The sequence below is a fragment of the Flavobacterium anhuiense genome (genome assembly GCF_004151235.1).
In the GTDB taxonomy this organism is placed as follows: domain Bacteria; phylum Bacteroidota; class Bacteroidia; order Flavobacteriales; family Flavobacteriaceae; genus Flavobacterium; species Flavobacterium anhuiense_A.
In genome coordinates this window covers 57,632-79,865 of record NZ_JUIV01000010.1, presented here as the reverse complement: position 1 = coordinate 79,865, position 22,234 = coordinate 57,632, and the positions used below count along the sequence as shown (strand labels likewise).

Annotated in this window: 12 protein-coding genes; all 12 read right to left on the bottom strand. The window is 33.4% G+C overall.

Going from position 1 to position 22,234, the window contains the following annotated elements:
- Position 1 precedes the first annotated feature (1 nt).
- Positions 2–1,345, bottom strand: a complete 1,344-nt coding sequence (locus tag NU08_RS13370) for a PKD domain-containing protein (protein WP_129747697.1) — start codon at positions 1,343–1,345, stop codon at positions 2–4.
- A gap of 60 nt (positions 1,346–1,405) precedes the next feature.
- Positions 1,406–2,449 (bottom strand): hypothetical protein, encoded by a 1,044-nt coding sequence (locus tag NU08_RS13365; RefSeq protein ID WP_129747696.1) that lies wholly within the window; start codon positions 2,447–2,449, stop codon positions 1,406–1,408.
- Positions 2,450–2,479: 30 nt separating this feature from the next.
- On the bottom strand, positions 2,480–3,322 hold the full coding sequence (locus NU08_RS13360; RefSeq protein ID WP_129747695.1) for a hypothetical protein: 843 nt from the start codon (positions 3,320–3,322) through the stop codon (positions 2,480–2,482).
- Between the two features lie 131 nt (positions 3,323–3,453).
- Positions 3,454–4,494, bottom strand: coding sequence for a hypothetical protein (locus NU08_RS13355; RefSeq protein WP_129747694.1), 1,041 nt, complete (start codon positions 4,492–4,494; stop codon positions 3,454–3,456).
- Between the two features lie 140 nt (positions 4,495–4,634).
- The gene (locus NU08_RS13350; protein ID WP_129747693.1) at positions 4,635–5,324 is read right to left on the bottom strand and encodes a hypothetical protein; all 690 of its coding nucleotides are present in this window, start codon (positions 5,322–5,324) and stop codon (positions 4,635–4,637) included.
- 4 nt (positions 5,325–5,328) lie between these two features.
- Positions 5,329–10,512, bottom strand: coding sequence for an AHH domain-containing protein (locus tag NU08_RS13345; RefSeq protein WP_129747692.1), 5,184 nt, complete (start codon positions 10,510–10,512; stop codon positions 5,329–5,331).
- A gap of 3 nt (positions 10,513–10,515) precedes the next feature.
- Positions 10,516–15,618: a T9SS type A sorting domain-containing protein gene (locus NU08_RS13340; RefSeq protein ID WP_129747691.1), complete on the bottom strand. Its 5,103-nt coding sequence runs from the start codon at positions 15,616–15,618 to the stop codon at positions 10,516–10,518.
- Positions 15,619–15,622: 4 nt separating this feature from the next.
- The gene (locus tag NU08_RS13335; RefSeq protein WP_129747690.1) at positions 15,623–17,689 is read right to left on the bottom strand and encodes a fibronectin type III domain-containing protein; all 2,067 of its coding nucleotides are present in this window, start codon (positions 17,687–17,689) and stop codon (positions 15,623–15,625) included.
- A 631-nt stretch (positions 17,690–18,320) separates the two neighbouring features.
- Positions 18,321–19,445, bottom strand: a complete 1,125-nt coding sequence (locus tag NU08_RS13330) for an ABC transporter permease (protein WP_129747689.1) — start codon at positions 19,443–19,445, stop codon at positions 18,321–18,323.
- Positions 19,442–20,548: an ABC transporter permease gene (locus NU08_RS13325; RefSeq protein WP_129747761.1), complete on the bottom strand. Its 1,107-nt coding sequence runs from the start codon at positions 20,546–20,548 to the stop codon at positions 19,442–19,444. The genes NU08_RS13330 and NU08_RS13325 overlap by 4 nt, the downstream gene beginning before the upstream one ends.
- A gap of 1 nt (position 20,549) precedes the next feature.
- Positions 20,550–21,293 (bottom strand): ABC transporter ATP-binding protein, encoded by a 744-nt coding sequence (locus NU08_RS13320; protein WP_129747688.1) that lies wholly within the window; start codon positions 21,291–21,293, stop codon positions 20,550–20,552.
- The gene (locus NU08_RS13315; RefSeq protein WP_129747687.1) at positions 21,283–22,233 is read right to left on the bottom strand and encodes an ABC transporter ATP-binding protein; all 951 of its coding nucleotides are present in this window, start codon (positions 22,231–22,233) and stop codon (positions 21,283–21,285) included. Before NU08_RS13315 ends, NU08_RS13320 begins: the two co-directional genes overlap by 11 nt.
- Between the last annotated feature and the right edge of the window lies 1 nt (position 22,234).

Below are 22,234 nucleotides of genomic sequence, written 5' to 3'. Positions count from 1 at the left end.
GTTATTGTTTTTGAACTTTGATATCGCATAAAATATAAGAACTCGTACCGTTCTTTACCATTTCTTTAATTTTAATAGCTCCTTTTCTGCCGTCTTGCGTTTTAAACAAAATGATTCTAGGGTAGATAAAACCAAATTCCTGTGCTCCTCCTGCCGTATAATTTATATTTAACGATTTTATTGGTATGTCATTTACCATACTGTCAAATTGTGCTTCGGTAAAATTTAAACCGCAATTACACAAATTTTGAGAATTGACAAAAATGGTGCTCTGTGCATTTTTCAATGTTAAAAATCCATAGTTATTGGCCTGATCTGGAGAGATAAATCTGTTATAGGTAAAATTGCTGTTTAAGCCTTGAAATACAATATCAATTTGACCGCTGTTCTGGTCATCGATTTCGTTTGCTTTATAAACTTTACGCGTAATGGTCGAAAACATTGCACCAAAATTATTGCCATTATGTGCCGAGTTAATTCCTAATTTAACATTAGTAAAAGTCCTCAAGTTTGTATCAGGAAGAACTGTAATTGTTGATTTAAAAATCTGGCTTGTTTTATCGTTAATTGCTTCTAAAGTCACTTCGTGAGTGCCTGCATTTGCAAAAACAACTGTTGGATTTTCTTCTGTCGAAATAGCTGGATTTCCGCCTTCAAAACTCCATTTATAACTTGTCGCACTAACTGATTTATTAGTAAAATTAATGCTTACTGGAGCTTCGTAATCATCATCTTCAAATTTTGGCTCATATGTAAATGAACTTACTAAGTAAGGAGCGACAGTTATGGTTTTAGTCTGTTTATCAGATTCAAAACCATTTGAAACGGTCAATGTAATAGTGTGTTCTCCAGGAGTTGTGAACACTACATTTGACGGAGTTTTTCCTGTAAAAGAAGCTGGTGACCCGTCCTGAAATTCCCATTTGAAAGTTAAACCTTCTCCAATAGTAGAATTCTTTAAGATGATCTCAACTGGAGAGTAATTGCTCTTTATGATTTCATGCGTAAACTCAATATTGATACCATCTTTTATTTCAACCGTTTTAGTAAATTCTCTACTCTCTCCGTCTACATTTTTTGCTATTAGCTTAATAGTGTAAGTTCCCTGCTTACTGTATAAAATCTCTCCTGGATTTTTAGAATTTGAAACAGAAGGATTCCCTCCTTCAAATGTCCATTCATACGTATCTGCACCCGTTATTTTATTATCAATTTTAATAATAACGGGGATAGATTCATCCTGATCAACATACGAAGTTGTAAATTCACCTTCTATAGCTATAGCAGTTTCTTGATAGCAAGAAGCAAGAACAATAAGTAGGAATAAGAGTAAAGTTTTTTTCATTTAGAGCACTTTAAAACACTGCGGTTATTTAAAACACCTGCAGTGTTTTTTTTAAATCTATTATTTTTCTGCAGCAGCAAATTTTGTTTGGAAGTCCGAAATCTTGATTAAGTTTCCAGAAACAAGTAAATAAATATCGTTCCCTTTAAACTTAAGCATTTCAGTGTATTTGAAAGAAGAGAAAACCCCTCTACCAGATGCCGCTCTTACTTTTAAATCTCCATCTTTAAAAAGAGACAGACTATTATCTTGAAGATTTAATTTAAAGATTCCTTTTCCTGCATTTACAACATATAACTCATTTTTTGTATCAAAAGTAATATCAGAAAAATGATCACCGTTTGTTGCTGAAACTAGAGTTGTTACCTTCCACTCATTATTCACATATTCTAACTTTCTAATTGCAGAGTTTTTGTAAATTCCTGTACTCGGATCTTGAACATGATCAATTAAATATAAAATACTATTCAAGCTAATGATTTTTGTTACAGCAGCAAAACTTGCATCTAGCCCCGCTCCATCTTTTATTTCATTTTTACCTGAGCCAGCAACAAAAACATCACCATTTAATTCTGGTAAAACACGTTTTATGTTTCTTGCATTCAAGTCAAAAACAAAATATGTATTATCGTTATTATTGCAGATGCTAAAAAGATTGATCTTACTGGCAAATGGAGAACTTATTGGTTTCATGATATAAAATGGGTTCAATTCTGAAAAGTTATTTTCGAAACGCATTATTTTATCCTGATCTGGACTATCATTCCCTTTTGCAACCATTAGAACATCTCCGTTTTCTGTTAAAGCAAGTTTTGCATATGTATACGTTGCGAGATCAAGATTTTTAAGTGTGGTTTCTTTTCCATCTAGATCAGTCTTTTTTAAACTTATAGCATACCCCTTTTCGTCTTGCGTTTGTCCTATCGTATATAGCGTATTATCAGTACCAACAACAAAATCATTGATAAAGAAACTTGTAATATAGTCTGCTTTTATTTCTCCTTTTTCTTCGGGAGTCCCTCCAGGCTGACTGTCTGATCCTGAACAGCTATTTAAAATCAACAAAAACTGTAATGCTGTAGCTACTAAAATACTTTTCTTCATTATTATCATTTTATATCTTAATTCATTGTTTTATTTTCCATTAAACTGACTACCTAAAGTATAGCCATTACCAACCAATACTCTAACAATATTCATTGCCGTTATATCCTGGCTCATTTTATATCCTACTGGATTTCCTCTATTTTCAAAACTAGCCTTAAACACTTTCCCGTTGAATGTGATTACTTCTTGGTTTAATAATTTATCATAACCTGAGAACATTCCTCCTCTGGCAAACCATGTTCCTATTAAATTATTATCAAGATCTAAAACCTCATATTTTAAATCTCCATTTGAAGAGGGTGAAGTCATTCTAACAAACCCAATTCTTTTATCGTCTATATTTTGATTTTGTGCTTTAATGCTAAAAATAGTACCATAATCATCAATTGCTAACTGATAGGTATCTGCAATTTTATTCGCATTATCTACTTCATCTTGAATTCCTAAACGTTTTGCGGCTATACCTGCCGATGCGCCATTTATAAAACTTTCAATTGCTTCTTTGTTTAAACCCTCTGTTCCGACCATTCCTCTGTCCAATAATTCGTAGACAACACTGCGGTCGTAATTAAAGGCACTGAATTTTCTGCTTTTATTCTTAAATTCTATTTCGTTAGTTTTTCCTGTCGCTAGATCTTTAAGTTCAATCCATGGCAATACTAAAGATTCTTCGCTTGGAGCTTTCTTTAGTTCTGCAGTAATTGAATAATTTTTATCTAAACTAAAAATAGTAAAAAGCGGTTTTTTACCCTCTACAAAACCTATTGTCTTATCGTCTAGTTTTATTTCTCCTTTATCAATTTTTAACTTTTGTGCAAAACTGCATGTGCTAATTAATATTACTATTAGGGCTAAAATATTTTTTTTCATATGCAAGTTTTCATTTTTAATTAATGTTGTATAATCTGCTTTTTCTATTCGCCAATAGAAGCTTTTATAATTTACATATCAATATCTGTTTGCTTTCATGAGCAAGATGCTTGAGCTAATAGAAAACAGATTTAATTTCTTTCGTAAACCCTTAAATTATTTTCACTATCCATAACCCCTAGTACTTCATTGTTGACCTGTGGCACATCTGTGAAGAACAAAAGCTTTCTTTCTTCTAATGGCGCTTTAAACCATATAACTTCAAATTTTTCTGTATCAAAAACACCAACTGCCCTATTAACAACTTCTCCTTTATTGGTACCGATAAAATAAAGATTTCTATCTCCAGAATAATATTTGCTTCTATTTATTCGCCACGATTCTTTAGAATTTTCTCCAAAATCTTTTTTGATTTGGATTTTCAAAGTGTCTAAATTTAACTCCCAATAATATCTATATGATAAACTTTTAATAATTCCTTTTTCATTATCTATATGAATATCTTTAACAGAAAAACTAAAATCTTCATTTGAATTAGGTGCTAATCCTAATTCTTTGCTCAAATCTAATTCATGTAATAATGCCCCATTCTCTACGTCTAGTCCAATAATTTTACGATGTGTGACTAGTATCCAAAGCACCTTTTTATAAACTCCTATTACTGATACAACTTCTACATTTGTTTCTTCATCATTAACGTCAGTTACTAGTTTTGAAAATAAAAATTCAAATAGTTTTATTCCTTTCTTTAATTCATACAACACCAACTTCAATTTATCCCAACTTACGAATATCGTTTGAAAGAGTTTAAACCCAAAGGGATCAACAATACTTTCAATAATTTTTTCGCCATCAAATTTCACAACATTTAAGATTGTATTAAATGATGAATCATATGATAATTCGATGACTACATTATTTTCTATTTCTTTTAAAAATTTTTTCTCCTCTTTTATTTTTTTTAATTTGAAATCTTCGCAGACTTCAAATTCGCAAAGCATTTCCAAACCATCTTCATTTGAAAAATAATTAACAACAATTAAATTATCTTTTTTAAACGCCTGAAAAATATTACCATTAACATTAGCCAATAAATCATTATGCTTTATATGGTATAGTCCTCCACCTTTCCAATACAATCTAAACTGATTATCTAAAAAGAAATTTGACACTTTTTCTATTTTAATTGTACTCTTTATCACTTATTCTGCTTACCACTGAAATTTCAGAGAACTTTAAATCATTAACTAATTCATCTAAAAATATCTCTGTTTACCATATCACTACAAAAAAGAATTCAAAAGTTTGTGGTTTAAGATTTTTTAACTACAACTTCATAATTCAACTCCGAAAACTCAAAACCAGTAATAAACTCATTTTCAATCACTTCTTTCAACCTCTCCGAAACGAGATTATCTTTAAAAAAACTCTGCATGGGAAAAAAATCTAGGTCATCTTTTAATACTATTTTCTTTTTCACAAAATCAATATCTTTCTCAAAATAAAGCTCTTCACTTTCTTCTATAAAATGGTCTATATTTAAAAAAAAACGCAACTCTTGTGTTGAAGGATTTATGAATTCTGATTTTGAAAAATCGATATATGACGTTAACTCCCTATAAATACTTTTACCCGAAAATTGAAAGATAAAATACTTATATATTACATTTTGATATAGCAACTGACTAGAATATAAATAATGAGGTTGAGAAATTTTAAAACCTGAAAATATTTTTTTTAATTTCTTAGAAATTAACCAGCCGGTCACCACTTTTGCCTTTCCAATAAATGAGTGTATATCATTCAATTGATATTCCCAATATTCTTTATCATCAAAACTCTCCAAATAAAAAGGATCTTTAATTGAAAAATCTTTTACGTGTTTACCATATCTAATTTTTTCAAATTCACTTTCTATCATGCTCAAATTGTCGACACTTGCACTACTTGATATCCGTCCATTATCATTATTCAGCGTTGGAATTATTTTATAGTATTTCATTCTATTATAGATTAATTATTTGATTAACATCCTTGGTTCCCAATAAAACTTCATTTTCTAATTTTTGTTTGGTACTGTTTATTAATTTTTGCACTTCAGTGAATTTTCTTAATTCAGAGTATGTTTCATTATCTAATATCTCATCTAACTTTTCTTGAATTGCTTTATCATAAGCTGGATGGTTTGTATGTCCGTTCAATTCAATTTTAGCTTTCTTTTTTTGTATCGGAATAGCATTATCTAAACCATTAAACTCAAACTTCTTTCCATTATTTTCTGCCCAAAACAGTAACTCTTTCAATTTAGGATTTTTTTCTAAAACCTTAATAGGAATAACATGATGTATCTCAAAATTAAGATCATCAGCTACATTATACTTTTTAGCATAAGTCCACCATTCTTCAAAAGTCTGTCCCGTAACATTTTTATTAAAGTATTTTAAAGCATAAGCTCTTGCTTCTTCTGTATCTATTACATCACGTACTGTAGCCCTATAGTATTCTATTTTTTTATATAAATCTTCTGGAGTGTTTAATACAAATTCCTTTCGTTTTCCCATCTCCACACCATCAGCTCCATAACACTCAGGGCACTCTTTTACCGGTGGATCGACTTTTGTTGCGTTTCCATTTGGTTCTATTCTATGCCAATCTGTTCCTTCGGCACGTTTAATTCCCTTTTCAAAAACAGTAATACTTCCTTCAGTAGTATATACGACTTTACCCGTAGCCTCGGACAATGCTTTAGCACTTGCTAAATCATTACAAGACAATAAAACGATCTCTTGATCCTTACCTAATTTCTTACTTAGTAACTCACCTAGCTCTTCAGGACTTAACTCAAGCCCATCTACTAAAAATTTACCAGCATCAGTTGCATGTAAATTAACTAAGACCTGTTTCTCTGATTTTTTAATTATTTTACTTAAACCCTCTGTAAAATAGCGTCTTAATTTAATGCTAATTTCTGGTTCTAATTTTATAAGCGGAGTAATTAGAAATTTTCCTGTTTTACTTAATGCAGCTTTGGCATACGGACTTGCAAATTTGGCAAACTTACCTATTGCCTGTCCAACAACATCTAATTTTTCTATTGTTTGAAAAAATGCAGATGCTCCTTTTATTTCACCTGCTCCTATAAAACATGAAGCTATAACAAAAACAACTTGACCACTACTGTAGTGTACCATACAAGGATTAGCAGTAGCTTCATGCCATTCATCAGTTATCATTTTCCCTATACCTTCCCAACTAAGTTTAGCTATTTTTTCCTTAAATTTTGTTCTAGCACCATCTTCATTAACTATTAAACTAAAAATACCTCCAGGTATTTTAATTATCATTGAAGCACCAGCTGGTAAAGCTTCAACAACACCAATAAATCCATTCCATACACCACAAGTGAAAGCAAAATCTGCTCTGCTTGCAGAATACTTTTCTGTGTAAATCGGATTGCCAATTACAGCATTAATTTTATCCTTTGCTATAGATAAAGAAACATATGAATACACTTCAGCTGGAAATGAATTATAATTATCTGCATCTGGATTAAAAAAACGATCTGGGATTTTTAACTTACCTATAAGTCCAGCTAAACCATCCAACATCGCTGTTAAGGGGTTAAAGGCAGTGTATTTACCTTCAAATTTAGGCAATACTTCTGCTAAAAGTGAAAGGTACTTATTCATCTCCGCACTACCTTTACCCTCAATTTTATCTCCTAAAACAGTCTTTATTGTTGCTTTTCCAGCTTTATCAAAATCTATCCAAAGCGCAATTTCTAATCCTTTTAAAGTAGCCAAGTAGTCTGACACTTCTTTTCGTTTAGTTTGAGGCGTTTGGGTATCTGTTAAAAATATTTTTGTTGTAATGCCAGAATCTGTTTTGATTCCTGCCATTTCAGAAAGAATTTTATTCTTTTCTTTCTCTGTTATAACTACTGAATAGTCATACACATGGCTATCAGCAGCATTTACATCTACTGGATCGTTTTTATAACCCTTATTTGCTTCTTTTCCTAAACCAGCTAAATAATCTGTATAACTAATATCCGTTCCATTACCCGAACCCTCATAGTTACAACCTATACAAGCTACATATCCCCAAAAAGTATTTCGATCTTCTTTTTCACGTTTAAAGTTTTCTTTAGTAGCATATTTATCTATAAAGGCACTTAGTTTGGCAGGATCCTTACTCTCAAGTTTTTCTTTTAATTCCTCGGTATAAATAGTTCTTAAATATTTATGCTGAGTAATTGATTTATCATTATCAAAAAACAAATAAATTTTACTCTCATTAATTTTTGGTTTAATTTCTTGCGGTTTAATAAAATCTTTTGGGTTGCTGTCATTAACATAAATTTCATTTGTTGCATCCCATTTGTATTTTTTATTGTCTTTTTTAAATCCACCAATAAACCCTTTTTTAGCCACCTCAAGATAAGCTACAGTGGTTTCGCTTCCATTACTAACAAAACGCCAATTAGGTGCAATACCAAGACCTCCCGCTAATTCCCCACTACTCTGACTCTGAAATGCATACAATTTAAATGCAGGATCATTAATCTGTTTCCAATCCATATGGTTTAAAACAGTGCCTGAACTATAATCCATTAAAAAATCAGTGCTTCCTTCTGCAGTTTTATATTGCTCAAAAGGATGTTCCAATTTAAAGATTCCGTGTCCTAGCTCGTGAGCCGCTGTATTTGGGTTTTCCTGACCATTGGCTTTAGTAAATACATACCCAAACTGGCCATTTAAGCGCATATAACCCTCTTGCCCTGTACTTGACGTTTTATTGGTTACGAATAGAACATAATTACCGTCGCCACCTTTATAAAGTGCATTTATATCTTGTTGCTGTGTACTATAAGTTGATGTAATGGTATTCTTTTCTGTCTGAATTACACTTATATCTTTTGAAACAACATTATCAAAATCTTTTAATTTTTCCTCTTTCTTAAAATTGATTTTAATACCAATTTTATTGTAAATTTCCTGTGTTTTGGCAATAATTTCATTAAGTCTACTATCTGAATTGTCATATGTAGGAACCAAAGCCACATTAACATCTTTTGGCGAAATATGCACTAGCATAAATGCACCAATAACCTGCCATTTCTTGCCCTGTTTTATGGTCGCTAAGATTTGTTCTTCGGCATAACTTAGATTTCCTTTTACAGTAAGAACAAATACTTTATCAGTTCTCTTAAAGTCAACTTTTGCTCCATTCTGGGTTTTAAAAACTACGCTATCTAATTTTATGTTAGAATCACTCAGATTTACTGTAGCAACAACTGTATCTGTATCGCCATTCAAAACTGCTTTATAAGGCAATACATTATCTCCTGCTTTGGCATACATTTTTTTCAACGCGGAAGATGCATTCTCAGGCATCACGTCAAAAGCATATTTGCTTCCGTTTCCAGAAAAAACAATCGAAATTCCTTTGGCAGTAAAAGCTGTCGCTTGGCCATTTTTATCTACACCATCGGTATTCTCTGGTGTTGGTTTTCCTCCCGCGGCGGCTATCACAGGCTCATTACTGCCGTTTCCGTCTTTATCTACAGTATAGGTGTTTCCTTTGCTATCTATAATTACAGTATCTTTTCCTCCTGGAATTGTGATTTGTTCACCATCTTTACCGTTAACAATAATATCACCATTAGGATTGATTACAATGTCTTTTACTTCAAACGGAACTTTTTCTTCAATTTGTCCGCCTTGACCTTCGCCTGTGAAATCTTCAATATCAGTAACATTTTTCCAATCTGGATTATAGCTTGTTTCCACAATACCGCTTATCAATTGATAATCGGTATTCACAACAATATCTTTAAACTCTACCGCTATTTTAGTATCAGCTAAATAAGGTACAATGATGTATCCACGTCCTGAATATGGACTGTTTTCTCCTTGCAGTTCTAAAATAGTTACAGGAAAATCGCCAGCTCTAAACGTTTCGCTTTGAATTAAATTAGTAAGCGGTTTTTGATTTTGGATATTGATCTGAGGCACAATACCGCAATTATAAGCAGGAACACCGCTGGTTTCTGTAGGTGTAGTAAAAGTGCTTATATTAGAGTAAGTAAACGACTGCACGCCATCCTCGGCAGGATCACAGCTGGAGCCTACTCTAAACTGATAGGTAACACCTGGCTCTAAATTGGTAATTAAACTTTGTCGGTTTAAACTATTTGTAGAAAACCATTGCGCATTACGAACATCTTGTTTTTTATACTGGACTTGATAGCGTGTATGTTCAGGTACGCCTTCCCAAGTAATTTTTACGCTTTTAGAACTTTGGGCTTCGCTTAACAAAAAAGTTGGCGCGGCACAAGACGCAGTGTATTTAAACGAATATATTTCGCTATAGCCGTCATTTTTGAAAACAGCATTTTCTGAAAGTCCCGTTGTCGAAATCGCTCGTACTCTCCATGCGTAGCGCAAACCTGGAGTAAGTATCGGCATACTCAAATTGTACAAAACCGCAGTGCCAAACAACGTTTCTTCGTATAAAGTCGGTGACATTTGAAACCCAATCTGAGGATCTAATGTTGGATCCAAAAGTTGTTTCAGCTCAAATTTATACGATATGTTTGTTGCGTTAATCTGACGTGGAGTCCAAGTAAATAAAATATTAGGAAACTCCGTTGAAGCGATTTGTTCGTTTTTCTGCGGCGTGTTTAATATTGGAGGATCATTTAATATCAGGTACAAATTAGCGCAACTTTTCTGCGATATTTTTTGATTGGTTATAAAATCGTATAGCTCAAAACAGAAATTGTACATTCCCTCCGGCAGTGGATTGGCATATTGCGCTGGAGAAATTCCTTGCAGGTTTTCTAATCTGAAAAGTGATGCAATATCAACATTGGTTAAAGTCTGAAGTTCTCCTCCATTTATGTATATTGGTCTTTGTTCCTGTGCATAATCAGAGGTTTGGATATTTAATCCGTTGCCTTGTATATAAAGTTTTAAGCGTACTCTTCTCTGCGATATCGTGATATCTGTCGGATTAATCAACAATTGCATTTTAGTATCCATGCTTGTAGCATAATCGGATATTTTGACACTATACGGACTATTGAATACCGGTGTTAATTGAACTGGATATAATTGTGCATATCCAATTGCATTAACAAACAGAAATAGAACAAAGAAATATATATTATGGAAAAGGTTCTTCATTTTTTAATTGATGATAATTTTTTTAACCAAGGTTTGCTGTTCTGTCTCTAATACTATAATATACATACCAGACTGTAATGAAGTATTAAAATCTACTTCATACTTTTTCTTTCCTGATTCTTGTTTTTGAATCATGGTGTTTTGTCCAGAAGATGAGAACAATCTTAAATTTATGGCACTATTGTTTTCTAAATTTACAATTGCTTTAAAATTACCATTGCTCGGATTTGGGGTTACAATAAAATCTGTAATAAACTTTGATGCAGTGCCTTCATTTGGCATTGCACTACGCTGTTCGACTGTAATATTTTTGGTGTAAACGGCATAACATTCGCCTTGTGTCTGTTTTAATCCGATAGAATATACTCCCGTTGCATTAAACTTTACTGTGATGTATTTTTCTTTTTGCTCGACCACTTTTACTCCGTTTGGAATAACCCAGTCTGTGCTTTCTCCAAAAGGATTGCTGGTATTAACCAAAATTACCTCTTCATCCAAATAAGCTTGCGAACTCAATAAAAATTCTGCGCTAATAGCTATTTGACTCGTTTTTATTACAATTTCATCTTCACCAATACAACCTAGAGCCGAAGTTACTTTAACGTGATAAGTCCCTGCTTTTGATATGTTGATTCTAGATTCACTTGAAGTGAATCCATTAGTAGAAGTCCAGCTGTATTTTGCCTGAGGGTCCTTAATCGTAGCATCTAAATCTAAACTTTGGTCAAGGCATAATGTTCTATCTGGTCCAATATTTACAATAACTTGTTCTGGATCTTTTAAAACAAATCTTTTCTTATAAACACAGCAATCTGGGCAAGTAATCGTAACTTCATAATTGCCAGCGGTAAGATTATTCAAATCTTTGGTAATTGCACCTGTATTCCATAAATATGTATAAGGTAAATTTCCGCCAGTAACATTAAGTTCAATCGACCCGTCATTTCCTTGATAACAAGTTGGATTTTTAACTGTTTCTGTAGTAAATATTCCGTTAGGATCTCCCACAAAAATACTTCCCTGTACAGTGCATCCTTTAGCATCTTTTACTATTACAAAATAGTTGTTTGAAGTAATGTTTACTATTTTGGGAGTTGTCTCTCCATTTGTCCATTCATAAGTATAAGGTAATGTTCCTCCTGTTACATGTGCCTCTGCCCAGCCGTCATCCCCTGTTGTACAACCGACATCAAATTTAGTAAAGGTTAATTTCAACTGCTCAGGTTGTGAAATATACTTTTCGGCATCAATCTCTTTAACTAAAATATTATCTACATAAGTTCCTAGTTTTATTCCGTTAGCATCTTCAACGTTCAGAGAGTAGGTTCCTTCTGAAAGATATTCAGCCGTATCACCTGTATTGTTCCATAGTGCCCATGAACCATCTTTTTGTTTTTTCTTCCAAGTGTAAAAATATGGTAATCCATTATTTTTATCTGTTCCAAGCTGGATTCCTCCCGTCACGTGAGCTTTCAAAATACCGTCTTGCGATTCATCTCTTAGATTGTCTAGCGGATTAGCATCGGTCTCATTTCCAAATTCATTGCCAGAATTACAAGAAATAGTACGAATAACTTCAAAAGTGACTTCAAGCGGATCAGGATCTTCTAATTCCGTAAGAGAATTAACTACTGTACAACTTGTTTTATTTGTTGCCTCATCATAATTAGCATCATGAACTGTTAAACTATAAATTTCTTCTGGAAGTCCGCTCAAGTATATTGTATAAATACCATTACTAAAACTTGTTGTAAAACTGGTTTGCACTACTCCTTTACTATTTTTCCATTCAAACCAATAGGTATTATCTGCTGCTATTGTTCCACCTGTTACTTCAACAACTATTTTTCCGTTTGTTGCTTTATAGAAGCTCGGATTTAAAACCTCAGTATATTTAATCGAAAGTGGCGCTTTAGGTTCATCAATAAAAACCTCAGCATAAGCTGTACAGCCTTTTTTATCTGTGGCAATTACCCAATAATTTCCTGTTTTTAAAATGGTATTTTTATCCGACTTAAATTCATTAGACCATTCGTAAGTATACCCCCCGCTTCCGCCTTCAGCAATTGCAGTTGCCCATCCGTCATTACCTCCATTACAAAAGACATTTCCTTTTTCAATTTTTACTGACAATACTGGAGGCTGATCCATAAATTGGATAGAATCTTTTGCTATCCAATTTCCAGCTACATAATCACCCAAAATAACCCCATTTCTGTCTTCAACATTAAGGGCATAATTTCCATAAGAGAGGTTTGAGATGATAGAATCTTGTATAGCTAAATCTTTCCAAGTCCCGTCATCTTGCTGTTTTTTCCAACGGAAGTAATAGGGATGTCCATTATTCTTGTTTAATGCAAGAGTAGTTCCTCCAGTTACATGCGCCTTCAAAATTCCATCCTGAGATTCGTCACGCTGCCCGTCATTTGGATTTGTGTCAGTCTTGTCTCCATATTCATTTTTGGCATTACAAGAAATAGTCTGAATGATTTCAAAAACCACTTTTAAAGGATCAGGTTCTGTCAATTTAATTTCAGATTCTACTACAGAGCAATTAACAGTCTGACCTGTAGCTTCATTGTAATTACTGTCTTTAATTGTTAAAAAATACGAGTCTGCAGGCAGATTATCTAAAGTGATGGTATAAACTCCGTTTACTATTTCTGCAGATGGACTTTGGATGTCTCCCGCAAGATTTTTCCATTCGTAATTATACAATTTGCCATTATTATTTGTTGGGTCAAATGTCGTTCCTCCCGTAATCTGAGCTACGATCTTTCCGTTACTTGCTCCTGAAAAAGTAGGAGTTGAAATTGTTGAATAATTAATTGTTACAGGAAAATCTGGATCTTTTATTTCAAAACTTCCAGTAATAAAACAGCCTTTTCCATCAGTAACTTCAACAGTGTAAGTACCTGCTGTCAAATTTGATATTTCTTTTGTTCCAACTATTTTCTTTCCCTCAAAATACCAAACATACCCATACTCCTTAATCCCATCTTTTTCAATAGGACTTCCCCCTGTTACATTCGCTGCTAACCACCCATTATTACCCTGATAGCAAGACACATTAACAAAATCAAATGACAGTTCAAGTTTTTCTGGTTCAAAAATTTCTATTTCGGTAGGAACTTCTTTTATTAAATCTGTTGTACTATATTCTCCTTGTTTTATCTTGTTAGCATCCTCAATATTTAGTGCGTAGGTCCCCTTTGGGAGATTTCTTGCAACTGAATCTTTAACTTCTGTCATTACTTCCCATGAGCCATCTCCTAGTTTCTTTGACCAAGTATATATATACGGCAAACCGCCATTTTTTGTTTTTTCAAATCGAATTCCCCCCGTGACAATTGCTGTTAAAATTCCATCCGAAAACTGAGCTCCGTCTGTCTCGGAATTTTCCGTATTACAGGAAATAGACTGTGTTTCTACTAAGGTTATCTTTATCTTTTTTGGCTGTGTCAAACTTTCAGAGGATTTAATAATAGAACAGCCTTCTTTACTGGAAGCGATTTTATAATTTTTATCTGTTACAGTCAGTTTATATTCGTCTTCAGGAATATTTTCCAATGTAATAGTATATGTTTTATCTGCAGAATTGAATTCTCCTGTTGCTGGCAACTTATCCCCTTTGCTATTTTCCCATACAAAGTCATAAGAGTTATCATCTTTTATTGTTCCTCCTGATACTGCAGCTGCCAGTATACCATTTTCGGCTCCAAAAAAAGTTGGATTTTTCTTAAAAGTATATTTTAAAGTTAACGGTGATAAAGGTTCTGAGATAGTTTCTGTCAAAACTTTTGCATTAGTACCTTGCTTTGCCACACAGCCATGCTCGTCTTTAACCATTATACTGTAAGCAATTGAAGGTTTTACTACAGGAAATAAACCTGTTAAAACTTCTTTTGTACTTTTTGGATCTGTAAAAGGAATCCAAGAACTACCACCATCTAGTGAATATTGATACCCTTCTTTGGTGCCGCCAGAGGCATTGATTGTTAGCGTTCCGTCTTTTCCATCAAAACAATTAACATTAGTTGGAGTCAGAGTAAAATCTACAGGTTCAGGTCGAGTAATATCAAAGGTTTTAAGTGCAAATAAATCTGGATCCATGCCAGGAGATACATCAGTATTTAATCCGTCTTTGAATCCTATTAACTGTAATGTGTAAGTTCCTGCTGACAAATCCTTTATAGTAAAAGTTTTATTTGCATCTATTGCCAAAACACCATTATAACCGGCAGGAGTCTGCGCAATTTCATCAAATAATGTATAATTTAATTGCTCACCTTTTAGTAAAGTTCTATCAAAGACAAGTTGTACAGAACCATCATCAGAATCACTACAAGAAGGTTGGATTCGTGTTAGAGAATTAACTTTTGGTGCAGACAAACGTATAGAATAAGAAGTAGATTCGCTTAAGCCAGGTGTTGCACTACATGGTTTAATTCTAAAGTAAATATTTTTCCCTATATACAATCCTGCATTTTCATTTAAAATATCTACAGCGTCAACAGTAATGCTTGGTAAATTATTAAATTGAGGTAAATCTGTCCAAACAGTTGAATTACCATTTGGCAATAAGGTATACTGCCATCTATAATAATAAGAATCATAGCCTGGCGTGGCAGTCATTGTTTTTTTTGAATGGGTTGGTAAAATATCGTCTCCTGTTCTAGTAATGTAAAATTTAGGTTCAATTTTATAGCTAAATGTTACTGGCGACATTCTAGGAGAATAACTTCCGCTAAAATTGCCATTAGGACAAAATGCGTCAACACTTTTCGTTACTGTGCCATCTGCATCTGTTCCCGTTCTGAAGTTTACAAAAGCAAAACACTCAATAGAAACTGGCTTCGAAACATACTCAATAGCTCCAATATCCAAATTAACTTCCCTATCTCCATTATTACGAATATCTCTATAATAAAGTTGCCTACTTGCTCCATCTTTAAAACGAACTGTTATTATAATTCTAGAGCTTGTACTGTTTTTAACCCCTGCATTAATTGAATAATTAAGGTTAGAAATTTTTACAACATAATTGGTTTGAGCATACCCTAATCCGCAAACCAATAAAAACATTAATACGTAAAACTTCCTCATAGGCTTAATAAATAACTGTTAAGGTTTCTGCTTTGGCTGGACTATCATTTTCTAGATTTGGAACCAGATGATACTCGTATTCTTTATTAATTTTTAAACTTTTATCTTCTAACGTAAAAATATCTCCGTTTAATTCCTTCCATAAAGTTGGCGGAAAACCTTTTTCATTTTTATAAATGCTAAGGCCTAAAACCTTGCCTTTGTTTTTTACATAATTCCAAGAAAGAAGAATTTTTTTATTTTCCCGATCAGCTGTTCCCTGCAAAAATGTAATGACTTTTACAGGAGTAAAATCTAGTACGCTAACAGTTACTACTGAATGTTCTAGTGATGACCAGAGATTACTTTTATCTTTGGCTAAAATCGCATACTGATAGGTCTTTCTGTTTTCTACCCTATCATCTGTAAATTCCTGAATCGTGTCATTGATCTGTTTAATTTCAAGCCATTTTTCCTGACCTTTTTCTCTTCTTCTTAAACTATGAGCAACAACATCTTCACTATAACTTCGTATCCATTTCAAATGCACTTTGCCATCTTTATTCTCATAATCTTTAAAAATAGGTGCTGCTGGCGGAATTTTATCTGGTTTATCTAATACTAAAATATCAGAAGGATCAGAGATATTGTAACGCATATCTTCAGCAGCAATTCTGTAATAGACTTTACTGTTTGTCATTTTCAAACTCACACTGTCCTTATACTCTGTACCGATATAAGATTGATGGTAAATATCTACAAACTCCTCGCCTGTCGTATTGGCTCTTAATATTCTATACCCTCTTAAATCTTTTTCCAGATTTGGCTTCCATTTAAGTCTTACCGTTCCGAGACTATCAATAACACCTTCAAGTCCAATTGGTTTGGCTGGCGGTATAGAGTCAACTGGCTGTACCAACATACTTTGCGAGGTTAGTCTTTGATTATTTTTTCCAACTACAGAAATCGTAAAATAGTTAGATGGATACAGATTATCTTTAAAATTAAGTTTTCTTTCAGATGGCGGAATAAGTTTAGATACAACCTTATAAGGTCCTTTATCATTATTGGCTAAATTAATTTCATAACCTTGAATAAAACCTTCTGATTCTTTTGGATAATCCCATTCAAGATTAACTTCATTTGAATTTATAATATTGTAGTCTACAAGCCTTGCAGGAGTTACAATAGCCGCAACACCCTTGGCTGTAATTGGTTTTGTAAATTCTCCTTTTTCTCCAAATGATGTTATACCGTATAATCTATAATGATACACCTTATCATTTACACTTAGAGTATCTACAAAATACATGTTTTTAGAAGGATGCTCGTCTTTGTCATTTAAATTAACAATAGCCGTATTTGAGATTGGTGTGTAATTGATTCCATCTGCAGATTTCTCTACCATGAACGAAGTATAGATTCTTTTGAAGGTTTCATAATCCCAAGAAAGCAATACTTTTTTATCATCGGGAACCGCAATAAAATCTGTTGGAGCAGGCAGAACAGAGTAGTCTTTTAAACCAATCATATAAGATGATTCTTTTACCTGTGGACTTTCAAAAACGCTTATCTGATAGGCATAAACTTCATTAGACTTAATATTTGTATCAATATAACCCCAGCCTGCTTTTACTGCTCCTTCAAAACTCATATCTGCAGCATATAAAGCAAAAGTATAGCGTTGATCAAGTTCATCTGCCATGTTAACAATTCTTGACAAAGCACCTTCTTTGGAGTCGGTTACTTCAAAACTTTCACCATAAATAGATTGAGCAATAATAGCGGCATTATTGTCTTTCTGGACAAAGTCAATCCAAGAATCTAAGGGTTCGGGAGTTAATGGTTTTAGAGTTAGGCGGACTTTTTCTGGTTTAGATAGAACATTTCCGTCACGTAAAACTGTAGTTCTGGTAATTACAAAACCTTTTTTATTTGCTTTTTGCCATTCAATTGGAGAATTGACAGCCCAACGAATTAAGATTTTATCCTTTTGCGCTCTGGCATTTACCACAACAGCAGCACGTTTGGTCTGTGAATAAGATAACGATACAAACAATAAAAAGAAAAAAAAATACTTATTTGGGGACATAAGATGTAATTATTTCCATGTTAAAAAAAGCAAAAGTAGTCTTTTTAATTATGATTTAAATACGGTTTTCCGTACTACAATATAACAACACTTAAACACAAAAACATAACACACTAAAAAACAGCAATATACACTAAAATTTACCGCTTTTTCATTACAAATTAAAATCAAAAAAATATTATTTCAATATTTTTTATCATAATACTTTTTATTGCATTTCCTATAACACTTTATATAACAACACTTTACTTTTTTTTTTTAGATCTTAAAAATAAAACACGAGAAATTAAGTCAAAGTATATTAGCGAAGAAAATAAGCTTTTAATGTCGTTTATTTAAATTTCAAAAGGAAACAGAAGCCCCTTCTCATTCTACTATTTTGTGGATTAAATATAATAAATAGGGATATACCAGCATAGCCAAACTAAAACTATTAGTGCCGTTAGCACGGACTCGCAATCCGTGTACGTGCCCGCAACAATAAGAAACAAAAACAAATCATTAAGGCAAAAATTCACAAAATAATACACTTTTTTATATTTACAAAGAGACTAAACTAACCAATCTTTGTGGGCACGGATTGCAAATCCGCGCTATCATTGCCTATCATTGCGTAATCGGCATCTTTCTATTAACTTGTTTTTCTATAATTATAAATCGCCAACGAATTCAAAACAATAGCAAAAATAAATAAGTATAAAAGCTCTCTTCCAACTTCTTGCAGACCGCTTCCTTTTAGAACAATAAGCCGAACCACTTTTATAAAATGCGTTACAGGTGTAAATTCTGAAATGGTTCTTGCCCAATTCGGCATGCTGTCGGTACTGGTAAAGAAACCGCTCATCAGCATAAAAATCATCATAAAGAAAAAAGCAATAAACATAGCTTGCAATTGTGTATCGGCAAATGTCGAAATCAAAAGCCCTAATCCTAATAAAGCAGTCAGATAAACTCCTGCAAAAAGATACAACACTAAGAAACTGCCTTGTGGAAATATTCCATAAATCAAGTACATTACAATAAGGCCAACTGTAAATACAATCATTCCGACAATCCAAAAAGGAATAAGTTTTCCTAAAATAAATTGCCATTTCTGAATTGGCGTTACATTAATCTGTTCAATTGTACCAATTTCTTTTTCTTTTACAATATTTAATGCCGTAATAAATCCACCAATTAAAGTGAGTAATAAAACTAGAATTCCTGGAACCATATAATATTTATATTCCGATCTCGGATTGTACCAATTTGTGCTATTTAAAGTAATTAAGGATGGCGAAACAGAAGCCGATTGTGGCGGCATTTTAAACCTTATATCCAAATCATTACTAAAATCTGCCAGCACAACATTCAAATAAGCATTTCCAATATTTGATTTGGTTCCGTTAATGGCGTCTGCAGCCATATTTACTTTCTGGCTGCCTTCTCTTACCAAGTTTCGTTCAAATCCAGAAGGAACTTCTAAAATTAAATCGGCATCTCCCGTTTCAATGAACTTCATGCCTTCCCAATACGATGCTGGAGCTCCTACAATATGAAAGTATCCCGAAGAGCCTATTTTATTGATTAATTTTTGTGAATACGAACTGTGATCGTGATCTACATAAACAATGTTTACACTTTTTACTTCAAAATTAGCGGCAAGCGGTAAAATGATGAGCTGTATTGTCGGCACAAAAAACATCATGGCCAATATGGTTTTATCTCTAAAGATTTGTCGAAATTCTTTCTGTAATATAAAACGCAGCACTTTCATGACAATCTAATTTTAAATTTTTTCAAAGAGATCGTAAGCAATAAAACGGTCATTACTGCCAATATTAGAGTTTCTTTCCAGATGTATGAAAACCCCAAACCTTTGAGCATTACAGCTTTTACAATGATGTAATAATAATGCGACGGAATTAAATGAGAAATCGCTTGAAATATCCAAGGCATATTTTCGATTGGAAACATAAAACCAGTCAGAATCAAAGTCGGCACCATCATTCCCATCATCGATATAAGCATCGCAGTTTGTTGCGAATTGGTAACATTTGAAATCAACAAACCAAGAGAAAGACAAGTGATAATGAACAAAATACTTTCTGCAAAAAGAAGCAGAAAACTCCCTTTAATCTCAACATCAAGCAGATATACTGAAAGAAATATAATAATGATAAAGTTGATTATGGAAAGCACTAAAAACGGAATTGCTTTTGCAATTAAAACCATGATGGGCTTGAAAGGCGATACAAGCAAAATTTCCATGGTTCCGAGCTCTTTTTCGCGCACAACAGAAACAGAAGTCAAAGCTGTACTGACAATCATAAAAATCAAGGCAATTACGCCTGGAATAAAATTGAGCGAACCGTTTTGCTCTTCATTATAAAGCTGTCTTAATTCTGGAATTATTTGATAATTTAACTTCGCAGACGGATTTAATTCCTGCTGATAATCTCTAACAATTGCGTTTAAATAATTGGTCACAATTGTTGCCGTATTAGGATCTGATGCATCTGCAATTACCTGAATTTTTGCCCCTCCGAGACGTTGCACATCAGAACCAAAATTAGACGGAAAAATAACGGCACATTTAATACTTCCATCTTTAAATCTGTTTTCAATATCATGGTAATTCAAAATCGGATTTTCAACATGAAAATAAGAACTAGACTGTATCTGTTGTATCATTTTCTCGGTATGAATATCGTGCGAATTATCCTGAATGGCAATTCCGATATTTTTGACCTCGCTGCTCAATGCAAAACCAAAAAGAACAATCTGCGCAACAGGAAGTCCAAAGAGAATCAATAACGTTCTTTTGTCTCTGAAAACATGATAAAATTCTTTCCGAATAAAAGCCAGTAATCTTTTCATACTAATCTGATGTTCTTTTGGCATTTCGCGCCAGTTCATAAAAAACCTCATCCATAGAAACGGCATTGAAGCGTTTTTTTAATGCCGAAGGAGAATCTATTGCAGCCATGCGTCCATCAACCATAATACTGATTCGGTCGCAATATTCGGCTTCGTCCATATAATGTGTGGTGACAAAAACCGTAATTCCGTCTGCTGCTGCCTGATAAATCATTTCCCAAAATTGGCGTCTCGTTATTGGGTCAACACCGCCTGTAGGTTCGTCTAGAAAAACAATTTTAGGCCGATGAAATACGGCAACAGAAAAAGCCAATTTCTGTTTCCATCCTAATGGCAATCCTCCAACCAGTTTTTTAGCTTCTTTTTCTAAACCTAAAGTCAAAATCAAATCCTTACTTCTTTCTTTAATTTCGGGTCTTGAAACGCCATAAACACCTGCAAAAAACTCAATATTTTCCAAAATGGTCAGATTATCATACAACGAAAACTTCTGACTCATATAACCAATATTCTTCTTGATTTTTTCCTGCTGTCGATACACATCAAAACCGGCTACGCTAGCTTCTCCCGAAGTAGGTAAAGAAAGTCCGCAGAGAATTCGCATTGCTGTTGTTTTTCCAGCTCCATTAGCGCCCAAAAAGCCAAAAATCTCGCCTTCGCTCACTTCAAAGCTAATTTTATCAACCGCTTTGAAATCGCCAAACTGTTTGGTTAGATCTTTACAAATTATAGCTTTATTTTCCATCCAGCATTTCTTTTGGTTCTCTAGAATCGTTTTGTTCTCGCATTAGGTGAATAAAACTGTCTTCAATTGTTGGTTCTATTTTTTTTACTTCTAAATCTTCGGGATTGTATTTTTGAGCGATAGTTCTAACTTTCTCTTCATCCGCAAGTTCTGAAGTCAATGTAAGATGAAGAAATTCTCCAAATGCATCACAGTTTTCAACTTCTTTTTCAGTTCTTAGATTTTGCAGAAGCTTATAAATATTCTTTGCTTTTACAGCAAAAAGCGGTTTAGGAAAACTGTTTATAATTTGCTGTGGCTCGTCAACTGTCATTATTTTTCCGTTTTGGATAAGCGCAATCCGATCGCATAATTTTGCTTCATCCATGTAAGGAGTCGAAACTACGATTGTGATATTTTGCTTTTTAAGTTTTGCCAGCATTTCCCAAAATTCGCTTCGAGAAACCACATCTACACCAGTAGTAGGCTCGTCCAAAAATAAAATCTCAGGTTTATGAATCAATGCGCAGCACAAAGCCAATTTTTGCTTCATTCCACCCGAAAGTTTTCCGGCACGTCTGTCGTTAAAAGGTTTTATCTGATCGTAAATATCTTTAATCAAATCATAATTTTCTTCAATTGTAGTTCCGAAAATAGTAGCAAAAAACTCGAGATTTTCTTTTACTGTCAAATCCTGATACAAGGAGAATTTTCCAGGCATATAGCCTACTTTATTTCTAATTTCCTGAAACTCTTTTGCAACATCATGTCCTTCAACAGTTGCAATTCCTCCTTCCGCCAAAAGCAATGTCGTTAAGATTCTAAAAATCGACGTTTTTCCAGCACCATCGGGACCAATTAATCCAAAAAGCTCTCCTTTCTGAACCTCAAAAGACACCTCATCTACAGCGACAAAATCACCATATTTTTTAGTAATATTTTTTAATGCAACTGCAGGCATA